This is a genomic window from Kitasatospora sp. NBC_01300 (assembly GCF_041435235.1).
Classification (GTDB): Bacteria; Actinomycetota; Actinomycetes; order Streptomycetales; family Streptomycetaceae; genus Kitasatospora.
In genome coordinates, this window is the sequence record NZ_CP108408.1 from 3,410,240 (window position 1) to 3,427,843 (window position 17,604).

Annotated in this window: 15 protein-coding genes; 8 read left to right on the plus strand and 7 right to left on the minus strand. The window is 73.8% G+C overall.

The window, feature by feature from the left end:
• Nucleotides 1-312: 312 nt before the first annotated feature.
• Nucleotides 313-1,197 (plus strand): IS5 family transposase, encoded by an 885-nt coding sequence (locus tag OG556_RS14990; protein ID WP_331745013.1) that lies wholly within the window; start codon nt 313-315, stop codon nt 1,195-1,197.
• 22 nt (nt 1,198-1,219) lie between these two features.
• Here OG556_RS14990 and OG556_RS14995 read toward each other — a convergent pair whose 3' ends face one another.
• Complete coding sequence (locus OG556_RS14995) at nt 1,220-2,551, minus strand: MFS transporter (protein WP_371517482.1); 1,332 nt, start codon at nt 2,549-2,551, stop codon at nt 1,220-1,222.
• Between the two features lie 182 nt (nt 2,552-2,733).
• On the opposite strand from OG556_RS14995, the gene OG556_RS15000 reads away from it, so the two are divergent.
• Entirely contained in the window at nt 2,734-3,705 is a 972-nt protein-coding gene (locus OG556_RS15000; protein WP_371517483.1) for a GlxA family transcriptional regulator, read from the plus strand.
• A gap of 474 nt (nt 3,706-4,179) precedes the next feature.
• Here OG556_RS15000 and OG556_RS15005 read toward each other — a convergent pair whose 3' ends face one another.
• Nucleotides 4,180-4,653, minus strand: coding sequence for an ATP-binding protein (locus OG556_RS15005; protein ID WP_371517484.1), 474 nt, complete (start codon nt 4,651-4,653; stop codon nt 4,180-4,182).
• Nucleotides 4,654-5,249: 596 nt separating this feature from the next.
• Between OG556_RS15005 and OG556_RS15010 the strand changes: the two genes are divergently transcribed.
• Nucleotides 5,250-5,918, plus strand: a complete 669-nt coding sequence (locus OG556_RS15010; RefSeq protein ID WP_371517485.1) for a sigma-70 family RNA polymerase sigma factor — start codon at nt 5,250-5,252, stop codon at nt 5,916-5,918.
• A complete protein-coding gene (locus OG556_RS15015; protein ID WP_371517486.1) occupies nt 5,915-7,162 on the plus strand; it encodes a zf-HC2 domain-containing protein in 1,248 nt (415 codons plus the stop codon). The genes OG556_RS15010 and OG556_RS15015 overlap by 4 nt, the downstream gene beginning before the upstream one ends.
• Before the next feature lie 61 nt (nt 7,163-7,223).
• Here the strand turns inward: OG556_RS15015 and purU are convergent, their stop codons facing one another.
• Nucleotides 7,224-8,090, minus strand: a complete 867-nt coding sequence (purU, locus tag OG556_RS15020; protein WP_371517487.1) for a formyltetrahydrofolate deformylase — start codon at nt 8,088-8,090, stop codon at nt 7,224-7,226.
• Between the two features lie 211 nt (nt 8,091-8,301).
• A complete protein-coding gene (locus tag OG556_RS15025) occupies nt 8,302-8,817 on the minus strand; it encodes a hypothetical protein (RefSeq protein WP_079135686.1) in 516 nt (171 codons plus the stop codon).
• A gap of 174 nt (nt 8,818-8,991) precedes the next feature.
• On the opposite strand from OG556_RS15025, the gene OG556_RS15030 reads away from it, so the two are divergent.
• Complete coding sequence (locus OG556_RS15030) at nt 8,992-10,290, plus strand: ABC transporter substrate-binding protein (protein ID WP_371517488.1); 1,299 nt, start codon at nt 8,992-8,994, stop codon at nt 10,288-10,290.
• Nucleotides 10,291-10,396: 106 nt separating this feature from the next.
• On the opposite strand, the gene OG556_RS15035 is transcribed toward OG556_RS15030, so the two are convergent.
• Nucleotides 10,397-11,626: a hypothetical protein gene (locus tag OG556_RS15035; protein ID WP_363585008.1), complete on the minus strand. Its 1,230-nt coding sequence runs from the start codon at nt 11,624-11,626 to the stop codon at nt 10,397-10,399.
• Between the two features lie 209 nt (nt 11,627-11,835).
• Nucleotides 11,836-13,212, minus strand: a complete 1,377-nt coding sequence (locus OG556_RS15040; protein ID WP_350877580.1) for a transcriptional regulator — start codon at nt 13,210-13,212, stop codon at nt 11,836-11,838.
• A 315-nt stretch (nt 13,213-13,527) separates the two neighbouring features.
• Here OG556_RS15040 and OG556_RS15045 point away from each other — a divergent pair, with 315 nt between their 5' ends.
• Entirely contained in the window at nt 13,528-14,232 is a 705-nt protein-coding gene (locus OG556_RS15045; protein WP_371522710.1) for a bifunctional DNA primase/polymerase, read from the plus strand.
• A gap of 546 nt (nt 14,233-14,778) precedes the next feature.
• Here OG556_RS15045 and OG556_RS15050 read toward each other — a convergent pair.
• Entirely contained in the window at nt 14,779-15,471 is a 693-nt protein-coding gene (locus OG556_RS15050; protein WP_350877579.1) for a metal-dependent transcriptional regulator, read from the minus strand.
• 222 nt (nt 15,472-15,693) lie between these two features.
• On the opposite strand from OG556_RS15050, the gene OG556_RS15055 reads away from it, so the two are divergent.
• Together OG556_RS15055 and OG556_RS15060 are read left to right on the plus strand one after the other, a co-directional pair.
• On the plus strand, nt 15,694-16,458 hold the full coding sequence (locus OG556_RS15055) for a sugar isomerase domain-containing protein (RefSeq protein ID WP_371517491.1): 765 nt from the start codon (nt 15,694-15,696) through the stop codon (nt 16,456-16,458).
• 220 nt (nt 16,459-16,678) lie between these two features.
• Nucleotides 16,679-17,587: a DUF4231 domain-containing protein gene (locus OG556_RS15060; protein ID WP_363585002.1), complete on the plus strand. Its 909-nt coding sequence runs from the start codon at nt 16,679-16,681 to the stop codon at nt 17,585-17,587.
• The last annotated feature ends 17 nt before the right edge of the window (nt 17,588-17,604 follow it).

A 17,604-nucleotide genomic window follows, 5' to 3' on the forward strand; every position in this document is an offset into this window, starting at 1 on the left:
AACCAACCAACGGGCACCCTTCGTCATGGTCGCGGCCAACCCAACAATCGGACTCATTCATCTAGGGGCTCTCTTTCGGATCACGTCGGATCAGCGCGCGGCGTCGGGGTGCGTGCATCGCAAGGCGGAGGAGGGAGTCCATGCGGAGCATCGGCGACCGACGACAACGCAGCGAGGTGCGTGCTCCGGCGTCGCGCGCCCGGCGTGATCCGAAAGAGAGGCCCTAAGAAAGTGTTGGGTAATTGATCAACTTCGTGGCGTGATGCGCTGGCGGTGATCGTCGCGGGCGGGGCATCCGCGACGATCACCGCCATGTGTGTCTGCGCGTGCAAGCCTTCCTACGACTCGTCGTTGACGGATGCCCAGTGGCTGGTGATCGAGCCTCTGCTGCCCGAGCGGGATCCGCGTCGGGGAGGGCGGCCGTTGAAGTTCCCGCGCAGGCTGGTCGTGGACACCGTGTTGTACGTGCTGGTCAGCGGATGTGCGTGGCGCCTGGTGCCGCACGATCTGGCGCCGTGGGACGTGGCCTACCGGTGGTTCCGCGCCTGGACGGCCGACGGCACGTGGAGCCGGGTCCACGAGACGCTGCGCGAGCGGGTCCGGGTGGCGGACGGGCGGGATCCGCAGCCCTCGGCGGCGGTGCTGGACTCGCAGTCGGCCCGCAGCCACCAGGGCGGCGAGGCGATCGGCTACGACGCGGGAAAGCGCGTGCGGGGCCGCAAGCGGCACCTGCTCGTGGACACCTGCGGGCTGGTCCTGCGGGCGGTGGTGCACTCGGCCTCGGTGCAGGACCGGGCGGGCGCGAAGCTCGTCCTTTCCGGCATCCGGGAGCTGTTCCCGCAGGTCGGGCTCGTCTGGGTCGACGGCGGCTACGTCAACATCGTCGATGCGGGCCTGGTCGGCTGGGCGGCGGAACGCGAGAACCTGGAGATCGTCGCGGTGCCGCGCAATGCTGATGTGAAAGGCTTCCAGGTGCTGCCCCGCAGGTGGGTGGTCGAGCGGACATTCTCCTGGCTGGGACGGTGCAGACGGTTGGCACGGGACTACGAGCGCAAGACCGCGCACGCCGAAGCGATGATCAAGGTCGCCATGATCCGGCTCATGGCCGCCCGCCTCGCCGGCGAGGAGGTCGAACCACGCGGCCCCATCGAGACCGAAGCAGCCCGCCGCCTCGCCGACGACCTCAAGAACGAGTGATCACCCGATTACCCAACACTTTCTAAGCGAGGGCCGGGACGGGGCGGTCCGGCCGGCCGGTGCGCAGCGCCAGGCAGAGCCCGACGGCGACCACGCACAGGGCGCCGGCGCCGTACCAGGTGAGGTCGTAGTTCCCGAGCGCGTCGCGGGCCAGGCCCGCCAGCCCGGCGACGACGGCCGCGCCGATCTGGTGGCTGGCCAGCACCCAGCCGAAGACGATCGGGGCGTCCCCGCCGAAGTGCCGGCGGCACAGCGCGACGGTCGGCGGCACGGTGGCCACCCAGTCCAGGCCGTAGAAGACGACGAAGGCCAGGATCGGCGGTTCCAGCGAGCCGGCGAGCAGCTGCGGCAGCAGGAGCAGCGAGATCCCGCGCAGCCCGTAGTAGGTGACCAGCAGGATCCGGGAGTCGACCCGGTCGGTGAGCCAGCCGCTGAAGATGGTGCCGACCACGTCGAAGACGCCGATCATGGCGAGCAGGCCGGCCGCGGTGGTCACCGGCATGCCGTGGTCGTGGGCGGCCGGGATGAAGTGGGTGCCGACCAGGCCGGCGGTGGTGGCGCCGCAGATCGCGAAGGAACCGGACAGCAGCCAGAACGCCCGGCTCCGGGCGGCGTCCCGCAGCACCCGCAGCGAGCGGGTCAGGGCGCGGCCGTCGGCGGCGGGCGCCGGGGGCTCCTCGGTCGCTCCGTACGGGAGCAGGCCGAGGTCGGCGGGCCGCTCGCGCATCAGCAGCAGGACGGGGACGGCGACCGCGCTGGCCGCGAGCGAGACTACGATCACCGCCGAGCGCCAGCCGTGGTGCTCGACCAGCCAGGCGCCGACCGGCAGGAAGACCAGGTTTCCCGCTGCCCCGGCGGCGGTCAGCACGCCGGTGACCAGGCCCTGGCGCGCCTGGAACCAGCGGCCGGTGATGGTGGTGGCGAAAGCGCCGGCCATCGAGCCGCTGCCCAGGCCCACCAGCACGCCCCAGCAGAGCACCAGTTGCCAGGGTTCGCGCATCAGCATGGTGAGCCCGGAGCCGACCGAGATGGTCAGCAGCGCGCAGACCACCACCAGGCGCACGCCGAAACGGTCCATCAGGGCGGCGGCGAAGGGGGCGGTGAGGCCGTAGAGGGTCAGGTTGACGGAGGTGGCGCTGGATATCGTCCCGAGCGACCAGCCGAACTCGTTGTGCAGGGCGTCCATCATCAGGCTGGGCGTGGACCGGAAGCCGGCCGAGCCGAGCAGGACCAGCAGCGAGACACCGGCCACCACCCAGGCGTAGTGCACCCGGAAGCGGGCCGGGCGGGCGGGGCGGACGGGTCCTTCGGGGGCGGGCGCGGGGGCGGGGGCGAGGGCGTTGCGTTCGGTCACGCGGACGAGTGTCCCGAAGCGACGCGGCCGCGACGAGTGGCCTGAATGACAGCTTTCGCAAGAATCGGGCCACGGTCCCGGCGTACCCTGGCTCGAACCGGCAGGACCGGCCGACCGAACCAACTCAACCCGCCGACCCGGCCCGATCGGCCCGGGCGGCCGCACCACCGAAGGGGAACGGCATGGCCCACCTGGTCGCGGTACTCGCCCTCGACGGCGTGATCGCCTTCGAACTCGGCATCCCCGCCCGCATCTTCGGCGGCGCCAAGGACCCGGCCGGACGGCCGCTCTACGAGGTCGCCACCTGCACGCTGGACGGCCGGTCGGTCGCCACCAGCGCGGACTTCCGGATCAGCGTCGACCACGGGCCGGAACTGCTGGAGCGGGCCGACACGGTGGTGATCCCGGCCTCCGCCGACGCGAGCACGGCCACCGTCGACACCGCCTTCACCCCCGAACTGGCCGCCGCGCTGCGCCGGATCCGGCCCGGCACCCGGCTGATGTCGATCTGCACCGGCTCCTTCCTGCTGGCCGCCGCCGGACTGCTCGACGGCCGCCCGGCCACCACCCACTGGCGCTACACCCAGCGCTTCGCCGAGCTGTACCCGAAGGTGCGGCTGGACCCGGACGTGCTCTACACCGACGACGGCGACCTCCTCACCTCCGGCGGGGTGGCCGCCGGGGTGGACCTGTGCCTGCACGTGGTCCGCCGCGACCACGGCAGCGCGGTGGCCAACGCGGTGGCCCGCAGCTGCCTGGTGCCGCCGTGGCGCGAGGGCGGCCAGAAGCAGTACGTCGAGGCCCCGAGCCCGGTGGACTCCACCGGCCACGGCACCGCCGCCGTCCGCGCGTGGGCACTGGAACACCTGGACCAGCCGCTGGCGCTGCGCCAACTCGCCGACCGGGCGGGCATGAGCGTGCGGACCTTCACCCGGCGCTTCCGCGAGGAGACCGGCGCCAGCCCCGGGAAGTGGCTCACCGTGCAACGCACCGAGCGGGCCCGGCAACTGCTGGAGCGCACCGACCTGACGATCGACCAGGTCGCCCGGGAGTCCGGTTTCGGCACCGCCGCCTCGCTCCGGCTGCAACTGCGCGACCGGCTGGACGTCGCCCCGAGCGCCTACCGGCGCACCTTCCGCACCGTCCCCGGGTGACCCCGGGCGGCCTCGGGTGCCCTGGGCGGCTCTCGGCCGAGTGGCCGAAAAGCGACGCCGGATGACGGCGGGTCGGATGGCGGCCGGCCGCGTGCACCCCGAGCACGGCGCGGCCGGCCGCCATCCAATCGCGACGCACGGGCCCTGAACCCGCGCCGCGCCCTCCGCACTCGCCAAGGAGCGCCCGCGACCGGCGGTCCACGGCCCCCCTGCTGGCGTGGTCCCCCTGGACAACAGCACCGCGGCGGCGTTCGGGCGTCCCCTCGGCGTCCCCTCACTGACGGAGAGCCGCACCCAAGCGTGATCAGTCGGATACGTCACGTCAATGGGTAGTCCGAAATTCGGAATGGTTGCGTCAACTTTCGGCCGGTGATCTCCGCCAGTGATCTCCACCGACGATCACCGACGGCAACGGCGGCGGGAACGGCGGCGAACCGAGCAGGCCCCGGGCTGCCGCTGCCGCTCGTGCTGCCGCTACTGCGCCAGCGCCGCCCAGTCCACGCCCGCCAGCGGGTCCGTCGGCCGGGCGTCCGCACCGATCTCGCACCACACCCGCTTGCCCGAGCCGTCCGGGAACCAGCCCCAGCGCTCGCAGAGCAGCTCGACCAGCTCCAGACCGCGCCCGTTGGTGGCGTTCTCGTCCGCCCCGGCGTGCCGCGGGGCGGGGGCCGTCCGGCTCGCGTCGGCGACCTCCACCCGCAGCGGGCCGGCCGGCTCGCCGCCCGCCTGGTCCTCCTCCACCGGCAGACAGAGCCGCAGCACCGCCGGACACCCGGTGTGCACCACGGCGTTGGTCACCAGCTCGGAGACCACCAGCACCACCGTCTCGGCGACCGGCGCGTCCGGGTCCACCCCGTGGTTCAGCAGCCGCGAGCGCACCCACCGACGGGCCCGGCCGACCTCGGCGGGGTCCGCCTGCACCGCCAGCTGTACCTGAAGAACCTGCACCGCTCCACCACCCGCACTCGCAGTTCGGCCATCGTCCCGATCGGGCCGGATCGTCCAGCCGGCGAACCCTCGCACATCGCCCGGTGCCACCCGGGCCCTCGGCCGGGCTCCCGCCCGGCGCTCACCCGACCTGTCCTGTCCGGGCCAACTCGTCCGGGCCGACTCGTCCGTCGCGCACTGGCCGCGACTCGATTACGCCTCAGGATGAGTGGGCGGACGGGCCTCGGCAAGCGCTTCGGGCATATTCCAGCGATCGGGGGACAGCGCAGTGCATACTGTCCCGTTCACTCTCGCGAGCCTCGTACCGGCACTCGTCCGGCCCGGGCCGACCCGCCGGTCCCCGCAGTGGCGAACCTACCTCCGGACGCCCCGCACGCCCGGCCCGCCACTCGCGAACCACCCGTGCGACATATGTCCAACGGCCTTCGAACAGCGGCCTCCACGGACCGCCCCGCACACGGGCCGCCGGTGCGAGCGACAACCGGGCGACGATCCGCGGACCCGGGTTCCGTTCTTCGGGGAATGCTCCCGCCGCCGACCGGCCGCAAGATACCGTTGGGTACGCCAGCGAAACCCGGGCAGGAGGGTGGTTCCCGATGGCCACCCCCGACCGCGCGCCGCGCTGGGACGAGCAGCTCCAACGCCGCCTCGCCCGCGGCGAGGAGACCGCGCTCGGCGAGATCTACGACCAGCTCGCACCGATGGTGCACGGACTGGCCGGGCGGATACTCGCCGACCAGGCCGCCGCCGCCCAGCTCACCCGGGAGATATTCGCCCACGTCTGGGAGCACCCCGAGGACTTCGACCCGGCCCAGGGCTCGCTGCGCTCCTGGATCGGCGCGCTCACCCACCGCCGCGCGGTCGACCGGCTGCGGGCGCGGCGGGCCGCCGAGCGGGTACCGGGCGGCCCGGGCAGCGGACTTGACGGACCGGGCGGCGGCGAGGGCGCGGCCGAGGCGGAGATCCGCGCCGTGGCCACCGCCGCGCGCATGCAGTACGTGGTGGACTCCCTGCCCCAACCCCTGCGTGAGACCATCGCGGTGACGTACTACGACGGCCGCACCTACCAGGAGACGGCCCGGCTGCTCGGCATCAGCGAGCAGGCCGCCAAGCAGCGGATGCGGCTCGGACTGGAACTGCTGGCCACCGAACTGGCCGAGGAGCGCGCCCGCCACGACGAACGGCACGGCCGCGAGGGCGACCGGAAAGACACGGGCGACGCGGGCGACGCGGGCGACAGGGACGACGGGGACTGGGGCGCATGAGCGAGCGGAGCGAGCCCACCACCGAGGAGCGGCACGACGCCCTGCGCTCGCTGCTCGGCGCCTGGGCCCTCGGCGCCTGCCCGAGCCATGACGCCGCCGAGCTGGAGCGGCACCTGCGCACCTGCCCGGAGTGCGCCGAGGAGGCCGTCCGGCTGCGCGAGGCGGCGGGCTGGCTCGCTCTGGACGAGCCGCTCGACCAGCCCAACTCGCTGCGCCAGCAGGTGCTCGACTGGTGCCTGGCCCGCCGCCCGGCCGAACTGCCCGTCCCCGCCTGGGGCATGCCGTACACCGCGGAGACGGCCAAGCTCGACGCGCTGCTGCGCGACCTCGGCCCGGAGGAGTGGCAGGAGGTGGCCGACCTGCCGTGGCACGGCGGCACCGGGCGGCTGCGCCCGGCCGAGGTGCTGTGCCACCTCGCCGCCGTGGACGGCTACCTGGCGCTCGCCCTCGGTCTGCCCGACCCGGTGCCGGCCGGCCCGGGCGCCGCACCGGCCCCGGCCGCCCGGCGGGTGCCTCGGCAGGAGCCGGCCGGGCGGCCGCCGGCGCTCCGGCTCCCGCCGCTGTTCCCGCCCCGGGTCCCGCCGCAGGGCGGGCCGTACGCCGGGATCGCCGAGCGCACCGCCCGGCTGGTCGCCGACCAGGCCGGCCTCCCGCCGCAGTCGGTGCGGGAGCGGTGGCGGCGGCAGACCCACGACCTGGTGCGCACCGCCGCGCTCGCCCCGCAGGGCAACACCCCCGTCGACTACGGCTTCGCCGTGCTGCCGCTGCGCGACGCGTTCGTGGACCGCGCCTTCGAGTGCTACGTGCACGGCGAGGACGTGGCCCGCGCGGTCGCCTACCCGTACGACCCGCCGGCGCCCCAGCACCTGCGGCAGATGGTGGACCTGGCGGTCCGGATGGTCCCGCGGGCACTGGCCGAGCTGCGTGCCGCCCGCGCCACCCGCCCCGAGCCCGCCGGGGCGCCGGCCCTCCCGCCCGTGGCGGACCAGGGCCGAGGCCGGGGCCGGCGGCTGCGGCTGGTGATCGACGGCCCGGCGGCCGGCGAGTGGCTGATACCGCTGGACGGACCGGAGTCGGGGCCGCCCGGCGGCGAGCCGGTGGCCTCGATGGTGCTGGACGGCCTGGAGCTCTGCCAGCTGGCCGCCGCGCACCGCGATCCGGACCGGCTGCCGGTCGGCGAGCACGGCGACCGGGCCGCGATCCGCGAAGTGCTGCACGCCCTGCCGCTGCTGTCGCGGCCGTAAGCGGCAACGGCAGCAACGGCAGCAACCGCGCCGACCGTCCCGACTGCGCGCCCCGAGCTCGCTACGCGAAGACCACCGTGCGGGTGCCGTTCAGCAGCACCCGGTGCTCGCTGTGCCACTTCACCGCACGGGCCAGCGCCTGGCACTCGACGTCCCGGCCGAGCGCGACCAGCTGGTCCGGGGTGACGTCGTGGGTCACCCGGGCCACCTCCTGCTCGATGATCGGGCCCTCGTCGAGGTCGGCGGTGACGTAGTGCGCGGTGGCGCCGATCAGCTTCACGCCCCGGGCGTGCGCCTGGTGGTAGGGCTTGGCGCCCTTGAAACTCGGCAGGAAGGAGTGGTGGATGTTGATCACCCGGCCGGACAGCGCGGTGCACAGCTGGTCCGAGAGCACCTGCATGTAGCGGGCCAGCACGACCAGCTCGACGTCCTCCTTGGCGACCAGGTCCAGCAGCTGCTGCTCGGCGTCGGCCTTGGTGTCCCGGGTGACCGGGATGTGGTGGAACGGGACGCCGTAGCTCTCGGTCAGGTCGCGCAGGTCGGTGTGGTTGGACACCACCGCGGCGATCTCCACCGGCAGGGCGCCGATCCGGGTGCGGTAGAGCAGGTCGTTCAGGCAGTGCCCGAACTTGCTGACCATGAGGACGATCCGCATCCGCTGCTCGGTCGGGTGGATCTGCCAGTCCATCCCGAACGAGGCCCCGATCGCCGCGAAGCTGGCCCGCAGCTTGTCGGCGGTGACCGGCTCGGCGGCGGAGAAGTGCACCCGCATGAAGAACAGCCCGCTGTCCCCGTCGCCGAACTGCTGGCTGTCGATGATGTTGCAGCCGGTCATGAAGAGGTAGCTGGAGACGGCATGGACGATGCCCTGCTTGTCGGGGCAGGACAGCGTGAGGACGTACTGGGCGCTGGCCGGCTGCTGGTCCACTGGGGGTATCCCGTCCTGATGTCGTGGCGTTCGTGGGTGGTCCAGCGTGTCACATCCTGGACAGTCGCCGCCCGGCTGCCCGTACTGCGGGACGGCACTGCTCAGCGGCCCGGCCGAAAGCCCGACCGGGCACCCGACCGGGCACCCGGCCGGCGGCCCCGCCGTCGGCCGGGGCCCAGACCCGGGCCCAGACCCGGGCCCAGACCCGGGCTCAGACCCGGGTGAGGATGCGCAGCACGTCCAGCGACTTGGGCGCCGCGTCCGGGTCGTCCCCGTCGTTCACCGCCAGCGCGACGTGCGCCTCGCGCGCGGCCCGGACCGCCTCCGGCCAGCCGGGGTGGCCGAAGTAGGCGGAGGCGTGGGCGTCCGCGCCGACCTCGTGCAGCAGCTGGACCACCCGCAGCACCGCGACGTCGACCAGGGCGGCCTCGGCGGAGTCGCGGAAGATCGTGCCCACGTACTTCTCGGCCGACCAGTGGTCCAGCCAGGTGTCCTCCACCAGCCGGTAGACGGCGTCGGTCACGTCGCCGTACCCCTCCCGGCCGTTCAGCCAGGTCTCCTGCTGGAAACCGGGGTCGGACAACATGTGCAGCGCCGAGCGCAGTCGGGCTCGCCAGCGCCACCAGGGCAGGTCGTTGAGCGGCATGCCGTTCATCGTGCTGGAGCGGTGGCCCGGACGAGAAGTGTTTCGGGCAGACCGATGCGAAGAATCTGTGCTGGCGGACATGGAGAACGATCGTACGTTCCCTGTCCGTTCGTACTCCACTCCCGATCTACACGCGTGCCCCACCGGATTTCAGCTCCCGTTGTCCGACCGTTCGCACTTCGGCCCTCTCTGCGTGTGGCGCCGGGGCTTGGCTTGCTCCGGTGCGCCGGATGGCGCCCCAGAGAGGGAAGACCGATGACCAGCCGAAGGGACCCGTTCCAGCCCCGGCACCAGTTCGCGCGGCGCCGCCGCCGCCCGATCGCCGCGGCCGCCACCGCCGCGGCCCTGCTCCCCACCCTCTTCTCGGCCTCCGCGTGCGGCGGACCGGCCGATGCCTCCACCAACGGCGGCGACCTCACCGTGATGACCTGGTCCCCGTCCGGCACCGGCGCCGCCGACCGGCCCGGCATGACCGCCCTCGCCGAGGCGATCGGCCGGGACGTCAACCTCAAGGGCGGACTGAACGGCCGCCGGTTGCAGGTGCTCACCTGCAACGAGCACAACACCTCCGAAGGCGCCAAGGCCTGCGCCCAGCGGGCGGTGGACGCCAAGGCGGTCGCCGTGATCGGCTCCTACAGCCAGTACGGCTTCGACTTCATGCCCGTCCTGGAGCGCGCCGGCATCCCCCTGATCGGCGGCTACGGGCTCTCCCAGCCCGAGTTCAGCAGCCCGCTCTCGTACCCGGTGGACGGCGGCATGCCCGCGCTGATCGGCGGCAGCGGCCGTCAGCTGGTCGAGGCCGGCTGCAAGGCCGTCGCACTCGTCCGCCCGGACACCCCGTCCGGCGACAACCTGCTCGGCTACCTGGCCAACGCGCTCAAGCCGGCCGGCATCAAGCTGCTCGACGTCAAGGCTCCCGAGCAGTCCACCGACTACACGGCGGTGGCCCGCAAGGCGATCGGCAAGGACGAAGCGGCGAACTGCGTCACCAGCGCCCTCGCCGCCGAGCCGACCGGCAACCTGCTGGACTCCTACCGCCGGCTGAACCCGAGGAACACCCGGTTCGCCTCGGTGATCGGCAGCGTCCAGCAGTCGGTGGTCGACTCCACCGGCGGCGACTCCGGCCCGCTGGCCGGCACCTACGTCACCAGCTGGTACCCGCCGGAGTCGGCGAAGGTCTGGGACGGGCTGCGCGCGGTGGTGCGCGCCGACACCACCGGCGGCCACACCATCGACGTCTCCGATCCCGGCGTGCAGACCACCTGGGTCGCGTACGAGGTGTTCCGGCTGGTCGCCGAGAAGGTCGCGGCGTCCGGCCGGCAGGTCACCGAGAAGACCGTCACCGGGCTGCTGGACAGCGGCGAGGGCATCGACGTCGGCCTCACCCCGCCACTGAACTGGGGCACCCCCAACATGCTGCCCAGCACCGAGTCCCCGCGGCTGGTGAACACCTGGGTCACCTACCAGGTGGTCAAGGGCGGCCGGATGACCCTCCAGCAGCCGGGCTTCGTGGACATCCGCTGGGTGCTCACCGGGGGCCGCCCGCCGGCGTGACGCCCGGGCGGCGCAGGACGGCCGGTGAAGGACAGCCGACGCAGCACGGACGACAGGGGGACGGACGACGAAGGGGCGGGCCGGCGGGCCCGTTCCCCCGTCCGTCCTACAGGTCGCCGTCGCTGCGGCTGGGCAGGCCGGTCTGGGTGGCGATCGCGTTCCACAGGGTCGAGGCCTGCTTCTTCGCGGTGGTCGCCGTGCCGCTGGCCTGGACGGCGTTCTTGTAGTGCTGGTTGTCCAGCTTCTTGGGGTCACAGGCGCCGGGCGCCTGTGAGTCCCCGGCCCAGGCCGCGTACTCGTCGTCGGCCTGCGCGGAGGCGGTCCACGCCGCATTGAGCTGCTCGACCAGCTGCTGGCCGCCGGGCAGCTTGTCGGCCTTCAGCTGGCCGAGCTTGGTCTGGAGTTCGCGCCGCTTGCCGGCCGCGCCGGTGAGCGCCTGCTGCGACTCGGGCAGCTTGTCGCACTTCTGCACCGCGGCGACCGCGCCGACCACCGCCGAGCGGCTGTCGCTCGCGGTGCCGAGCAGGTCCGACAGCGGCTGCGCCTGGGCCTTGACCGCCGGGTCGACGGTGGTGCCCGAGCTGCTCGCGCTCGCCGTGCCGGGGGTGGCGCTGCCGGTGGCGGCCACCGGGAGGGTCTTCTTGGCGTCGGCGGCGGGGGTGGTGTCGTCCCCGTTCACCAGGACGGCGACCAGGATGCCGGCCACCGCGAAACCGGCCACCACCCCACCGATGATCAGCTTGTTGGACGGGCGGCCGCCCCGGGCGGCCGGAGCCTGCGCGCCCGCCTGGGTGGTGTCGAAGCCCTGCCCGTGGTCCTGGGCGTAGCCCTGCCCGTGCCCGTGGTCCTGCCCGTAGCCCTGGCCGTAGTTCTGCCCGTAGTCCTGACCGGGGTAGGCCGGCGCCGGCGGCGGCTGCCCGGCCTGCGAGTAGCCCTGGTAGCCGCCCGGGCCGGGCTGCTGCGGGTAGCCGGCCTGGGACTGGCCCGTGGGGTACCCGCCCGCGTACGGGTCCGCGCCCGGGTACGGCGGGAGGTGCTGCGTCTCCGGCGCCGGCTCGTGCTGCGGGACGCCGTAACCGGGCTGCGGAGCGCCGGCCCACGGGGCGGGCTGGGCCGGCATGGCCTGGGTCGGCCGCGCGTGCCCGCCCTCGCCGAGGTACTCCGGCTGCCCGGACGGCTGCCCCACCGGCGGCACGCCCGTCTGCCCCTGCGGGTGGCCCTGGGGGTGACCCTGCGGCTGGCCCGGCGCGCCGCCCTGGGTCTGGCCGGGCTCGGGGCGGAACAGGTCGTCCAGGTTGAAGTCACCCGAGTTGGGGTACGAGCGGCGCTGGCTCAACGCGATTCCTCACCTGTGCACGACCGCGCGCTGACGGCGGACCACATCTCGTCGGTTCTTGGGGGCATCACAGTTCCTTGGACGTCGCGCCCACGCTACCGGTTCGCCGAACCGGGTGACCACGCGGGCGGGACATCCCTCACGCTCCCCTCACCCCGCCCCGCCGGGGCCCGGGGCCTTGGACCCGCCCTGGCGCCCCGGGCGCGACACTAGGCGGCCTCCGCATCCGCCCGGGCGTGGAACTCGCGGACCACCCGCTGCTCCCGGTAGGGCTCCAGCCTGCGCCGGAACTCGTCCAGGTACTCCACGCCCCGGTTGGACCGCAGCCCGCTCAGCAGCCGGACCGCCTGCGCGCCCGTCTCACAGGCGCGTTCGAGGTCCCGCTGCTGCAACTGGGCGGTGGCGAGCAGGACGAGGTCCACCGCGCGGCGGCGGACCCGGGTCGGCGGGTGCAGGTCGAGCGCCCGGCGGGCGTAGTGCTCGGCCTGGCCGGCCTGCTCCAAGTCCCGGTGGCAGTGGGCCAGTTCGTCCGACAGGTAGGCGTCGTCGAAGTGGACGATCCAGTCCGGGTCGTCCTCCGGGCGGCGCTTCTCCATCATCTCCAGCGCCTTGGCCGACACCGCCTCGCAGGAGCGGGCGTCCCCCAGCAGGGCGTGGCCGCGGGCCTCGGCGGCGTAGAACATCGCCATCGCCGTCGGGGTGGCGACCGTCCGGGCGCCCTCCTGCGCGGCGCGGGCGAGCTGGGCGATCTCCCGCGGGTTGCCGAGCGTCGCCGCCAGGTGGCTCATCGACGCCGCCAGCACGTAGCCGCCGTAGCCGCGGTCGTCGGCCGCCTGGGCGAGCCGGAGCGCCTGGATGTAGTAGCGCTGGGCCAGGCCGGGCTGGCCGGTGTCCACCGCCATGTATCCGGCCAGTTCGGTCAACCGGGCCACCGCGGCGAAGAGTTGGCGCCCGGTCTCGTCCCGGTACGCCCCGCCGAGCAGGCTGGAGACCACCGAGTTGAGGTAGTGCACGACCACCGGGCGCACGTGACCGCTGCCGAAGCGGTGGTCCAGGTCGACCAGCATCGTGGTGGTGGCCTTGATCGCGGCCACGTCGGTCGGGCCGACCCGGGGGCCGCCGGTGCGGGCCACCACCGGGTCGGGCGGGGTGATCAGCCAGTCCCGGCTGGGCTCCACCAGCGCGGAGGCCGCGACCGTGGCCCCGGTCAGGAAGTCCCGCCGTCCGACGTCGCTGCGCCAGAGCTCGCAGACCTGCTCCAGGGCGGCGTTCAGGGTCGGCGCGAACTGGAGCCCGATACCGGAGCTGAGGTTCTTGCCGTCGGCCATGCCGATCTCCTCGACCGACACGCTGCGGCCGAGCTTGCGGCCGAGGGCCTCGGCGATCACCGCCGGCGCCTGCCCGCGCGGTTGCTGCCCGCGCAGCCAGCGGGCGACGGAGGTCTTGTCGTACCGCAGGTCCAGACCGTGCTCGGCGCCGCAGAGGTTGACCCTCCGGGCCAGGCCGGCGTTGGAGCAGCTGGCCTCCTGGATCAGTTGCTGCAGACGCTCGTTGGGCTGTCGTGCGACGAGTGGTCTTGCGGCCATTGGGTTTCGCCTCCCCACACCCTCCGGTCCCGGCCGGCGGGCGACGATTCTGCTGATCTGTTGCCGACTGTCCGACCGTCCAAGGAATCTGACACCAGGTTAGCGATCAGCAACGCCAGCGGGATACCCACGGTGACGATCCGCACCCCCCACGCGCCCTGGGAAATGCTCCTGTGCGCCCCCACTGCGCCTGCCTCCGCCCGCCTCAACTCGGTCGAGTAACCGGTTCGGGTGACATTGCCGGTATACGCCCAACCGGCTTGCGCCGGGCCGTAACCAGCCTCACACACGGTAGTTGAGCAGCGTGTGGAAGACATCCCCGACTCCCCCGACCAGGGCAAGACCGCCGCACTGCCCCCGCTGCTCATCGAAGCCGTCGGCTACGCCGAGAACCGCCACTGGGAGGTCGCTCCCGGCGCCTGGCTGATCGACGGCGACGGGCCCGCCCGCTGCTCCTGCGGCGACCGGCGCTGCCTGCTGCCGGGGGCCCACCCGCTCGACGCGGACTGGGCCCGCAAGGCGAGCGCCGGGCCGGGGGCGGTGCGGCGCTGGTGGACCGAGCGGCCGCAGGCCTCGATCCTGCTGCCCACCGGCCGGTCCTTCGACGTCCTGGACGTCCCGGAGACGGCCGGCTGCCTGGCGCTGGCGCGGATGGAGCGGATGGACCTCCAGCTGGGCCCGGTCGCGGTGCTGCCCGCCTCGCCCGGCCGGATCGGCCGGCGGCTGCACTTCCTGGTGCTGCCCGGGGTCGCGGCCAAGCTGCCGGAGATGCTCCGCAAGCTCGGCTGGCCGCCCGGTCGGCTGGACCTGGTGGCCCGCGGCGAAGGGGACTGGACGGTCGCCCCGCCCTCCCGGATCGGCGGCACCGGCTACGCCCAGTGGGCCCGCTCCCCCTCGGCGCTCAACCGCTGGCTGCCCGACGCCGCCGAGCTGATCAGCCCGCTCGCGTACGCCTGCGGACGCGAGGCGCCCGCGGCCGCCCACCCCCAGCCCGCCCAGCCGGCGGCAGCGGTGCGCTGAACGGGCGCGGCAACGGTTCACCGCCGCGGTTCACCATCCTGGTTCACCACCCTGGTTCACCGTCTCGTGAACGGCCTCGTGAACCGCCCCGATTCACTGCCCCGATTCACCACCCCGTGAACGGCCGCCCTCCGCCTATCGGGTGAGGGCGCGCAGCGCGCGACACCCCGCGCCCGGCTGACGGGCCTTGTCTCCCACCGGAGGCGAGGCCCGTCACACGCATGTGCGGATAAGGCCTCCGTGTACCCGCTGACCATGGACGAAAGCCCCCCGGACGAGTGACAACGCTCAAGGATTGCCATGATCGGCCGAGGGGAGGAATTGCGGTGCGAGGGGACGCCGGAGGGAGCGCTCGGACGGGGAAGCCGGGCGAGGCGGTGGAGGGGCCGGGAGGGAACGGAGGGGATGGGAGGGACGGAGGGGACAGGGAGGGAACGGGGAGGCGAAAGGGCCCGCTGCACGGGGAGCAGCGGGCCCTTCGCGTCGTTCCGGGAAGCACGTTCCCCGGGCCCGGAAGCGTTCCTCCGGGCCCGGGGGGCGCGTTCCTCAGGCCTGGGCGACGAAGACGTGCTGGGCGATGTCCTTGCCCAGCTCCGCCGCGTTCTCCCCGGTGCCGACCAGCACGCCGCCGACGCCGGCGCTGACCCGCACGGTGGAGCCCGGCCGGATCCCGGCCCGGCGCAGCGTGCGCATCAGTTCGCCGTCGGTCTGGATCGGCTCGCCGATCCGGCGGACCACCACGCTGGCGCCGCCGTCACCCGGCTTGACGGTGTCCAGCGGGACGAGCGCGGCGTCGAAGCCCTCGCCCTCGGCCTTGGCGTCGCCCAGCTCGTCCAGGCCCGGGATCGGGTTGCCGTACGGGGACTGGGTCGGGTGGCCGAGCATGGCGAGCACCTTGCGCTCGACCGTCTCGCTCATCACGTGCTCCCAGCGGCAGGCCTCCTCGTGGACCTGCTCCCACTCCAGTCCGATCACGTCGACGAGCAGGCACTCGGCGATGCGGTGCTTGCGCATGACGCGCACGGCGAGCCGGCGCCCGTCGTCGGTCAGTTCGAGGTGGCGGTCCCCCGCCACCTGCAACAACCCGTCGCGCTCCATCCGGCCGACCGTCTGGCTGACCGTCGGGCCGCTCTGCTCCAGTCGCTCGGCGATCCGGGCGCGCATCGGGACGATGCCTTCCTCCTCCAGCTCCAGGATGGTGCGAAGGTACATCTCAGTGGTGTCGATCAGCCCAGACATCGCCGCTGGCTCCGTTCTTCGGTGTCCTCACCGCCAATTCTGACGTACTGCACCGACAACCGGGCCCGCGCAAGGGCCCCGGGTCCCGGTTTTCGTTCCTGTTGACAGCGGTGCCGCCTGGGCGCCACGGTGCTCGCCGTAGCTTTCTCCACTGGCGGCCCGGACCCGACCGGCCCGCCCCACCCGGCCGGCTCCCCCACCGGCAGAGAGCGAAGGCAACAGATGAACGACCTGGTCGGCCGGTACTTCGACGCCGCGATCGCCCATCTCCAGCGGGTCCGGGAGGAGGAGGCCGACGCCATCGAGGCCGCCGCGGCGCTGCTCGCCGAGGCGATCACCGAGGGCCGCCGGGTGTTCACCTTCGGCGCCGGGCACTCCGCGCTGCCGGCCCAGGACGTGGTCTACCGGGCCGGCGGGCTGGTCCCGATGAACCTGTTGAACGTCCCCGGGATGGCGGGGGTGACGGTGATGCCCGCGCCGCTGGCCAGCGCGCTGGAGCGGGTGTCCGGCCTGGCCACCACCACCCTGGACCTGACCCCGGCCGCCTCCGGCGACCTGCTGTTCGTGATCTCGCTGTCCGGCCGCCAGGTGATGCCGGTCGAGCTGGCCCGGTACGCCCGGGAGCGCGGTCTGAAGGTGATCGGCGTGACCTCGCTGGCGTACCCGGGCGAGGTGCCCCCGGCGCACCCGTCCGGCACGTACCTGAAGGACAACTGCGACGTGGTGCTGGACAGCAAGATCGCGGTCGGGGACGGCGAGCTGACCCACCCGGCCGCCGAGACCACCTTCGGCCCGGTCTCCACCATCGTGACCAGCGCGCTCATGCAGGCCGTGGTCGCCTCGGCGGTCGGCCGGCTGGCCGACGCGGCGGCCGAGGGCACCGCCGCGGCCCCGCCGCTGTTCCGCTCCGGCAACGTCCCCGGCGGCACCGAGTGGAACGCCAAGCAGATGGCCGACAACGCCGACCGGATCCTCTACACCTACTGACGCCCACCGGTCGCGCCCACGGGCACGCCGGGCCACGCAGGGTGTCCGCCCGCCCACCGAACGTACCCGGGCCGGACAATCCACCGGGGCATCCCGGCCATTGCGGGCGGCCCGGGGGCGGGCCAGGCGTACCGGGAAGCCGCCCGGGGCAGGAGGGCGGTGCGACCGGAGCGACGGGTGGGGGCCGGACATGGCGTCTGGGGCGGGACGGACGGGGTGGGTGCGCGAGCGGGAACTGCTGCCCGGGTTCTTCTGGGCCGCCGACGCGGCCTCGCTGCGCGGCCAGCGGCGTTCGGTGCTGCTCTCCGCCTGGGAGCTGCTCCTGCTGGTGGCCGCCGCCGCGACCGGCTCGGCCGACGGCGAGCCGTGGGCCTGGCCGGCGGCCGCCGCCTACCTCGGCGCGATCGTCCTCGCGGTGGTGATCAGCCGGCAGAACCCGCAGGGGCTCTGGTACGAGGGCCGGGCCGCCGCCGAGTCGGTCAAGACGCTGGCCTGGAAGTTCGCCGTCCGGGCGGACGCCTACCAGCCGCCGCCGCACACCCTGCCGGACGCGGAGGGCCTGTACCGCGTCCAGCTCGGCGGGGTGCTGGGCGCCTTCCGGGACAGCCGGGTGGTCACGCCGGGCGCCGGGGCGGAGCTCGCCGGGATCACGGCGGCGATGCGCGACCTGCGCGAGCAGCCGCTCGCGGTGCGGCGCGAGGTGTACCTGCGGGAGCGGATCCAGGTGCAGCACGACTGGTACCGCGCCAAGTCCCGGTACTGCGCCCGGGCCGGAGCCCTGGCGGGGGTGCTGGGCGTGGTGCTCCCGGCGCTCGGGCTGGTGCTCGCGGTGCTGCGGGCGCTCGGCGCGTTCACCTACGACGCGTTGGGCACCGTCTCGGCGGTGGCCGCCTCGATCACCGCGTGGGCGCAGCTGCGCCAGTACCGCCCGCTGGCCGCCGCGTACGGGCTGGCCGCCGACGAGCTGGAGCTCATCCGGCGCCAACTGGCCCGGCTGGACGTGGAGTCGGCGGACGCCGAGGAGCTCTGGGCCCGGCTGGCCCGGGACGCCGAGGACGCGGTCTCCCGCGAGCACACCACCTGGCAGGCCCGCCGGGAGATCCGCACCACCACCGACCGGGACCACTGAGGAGGCCGCAGGTGTCG

Coding starts and splice junctions, on each gene's coding strand:
- OG556_RS14990 (WP_331745013.1), top strand. CDS start 313: ATGTGTGTCTGCGCGTGCAAGCCTTCCTACGACTCGTCGTTGACGGAT.
- OG556_RS15000 (WP_371517483.1), top strand. CDS start 2,734: ATGGCCCACCTGGTCGCGGTACTCGCCCTCGACGGCGTGATCGCCTTC.
- OG556_RS15010 (WP_371517485.1), top strand. CDS start 5,250: ATGGCCACCCCCGACCGCGCGCCGCGCTGGGACGAGCAGCTCCAACGC.
- OG556_RS15015 (WP_371517486.1), top strand. CDS start 5,915: ATGAGCGAGCGGAGCGAGCCCACCACCGAGGAGCGGCACGACGCCCTG.
- OG556_RS15025 (WP_079135686.1), bottom strand. CDS start 8,817: ATGTCCGCCAGCACAGATTCTTCGCATCGGTCTGCCCGAAACACTTCT.
- OG556_RS15030 (WP_371517488.1), top strand. CDS start 8,992: ATGACCAGCCGAAGGGACCCGTTCCAGCCCCGGCACCAGTTCGCGCGG.
- OG556_RS15040 (WP_350877580.1), bottom strand. CDS start 13,212: ATGGCCGCAAGACCACTCGTCGCACGACAGCCCAACGAGCGTCTGCAG.
- OG556_RS15050 (WP_350877579.1), bottom strand. CDS start 15,471: ATGTCTGGGCTGATCGACACCACTGAGATGTACCTTCGCACCATCCTG.
- OG556_RS15055 (WP_371517491.1), top strand. CDS start 15,694: ATGAACGACCTGGTCGGCCGGTACTTCGACGCCGCGATCGCCCATCTC.